The 379-nt window shown below is 69.1% G+C and carries 2 protein-coding genes; both read right to left on the bottom strand.

All coding sequences use genetic code 11. The features are described from left to right. The coding region (locus AC07RN_RS21520; RefSeq protein ID WP_478337309.1) for an SDR family NAD(P)-dependent oxidoreductase at positions 1 to 202 on the bottom strand (202 nt) is incomplete at its 3' end. After that, positions 199 to 379, bottom strand: a 181-nt coding sequence (locus AC07RN_RS21515; RefSeq protein WP_478337308.1) for a hypothetical protein, incomplete at its 5' end; no start/stop codon positions are given. The genes AC07RN_RS21520 and AC07RN_RS21515, both read right to left, overlap by 4 nt.

The raw sequence follows: 379 nt of genomic DNA, 5'->3' as shown, positions 1-379 counted from the left end.
CGTCCGCGACGACAGCGATTGCCGAGTCTGCCCCGATCTTCCCGACCGCCCGCGCCAACCCGGCGCCGTCGACGTCGATCAGGACGACACGGGCTCCCCGGCGGGCGAACCGTTCGGCGGTGTCCAGGCCGATGCCCTGTGCCGCGCCGGTGACCAGCACCACCGAGCCTGGCAGTGCGATCGGACTCGTCACGCGGCTCATCGACCGACCACCGGAGCCGCCGTTGCCTCAGCCGGATGCGTCGTCGCACAACGCACGTCGAACTCCTCGAGACGTGCGTGCCGCATCCGCCGTTCGAAGGTGAACACGAAACCCGGCCAGAACGTGATGTTGCGCCCGGACGGGCTGAGGTAGTAGCTCTTGCATCCCCCGGTGTTC

The organism is Lelliottia sp. GFLA7, from assembly GCF_056490165.1.
The sequence above is the reverse complement of the archived record's forward strand: the minus strand, read 5'-3'. Positions and strand labels throughout refer to the sequence as shown.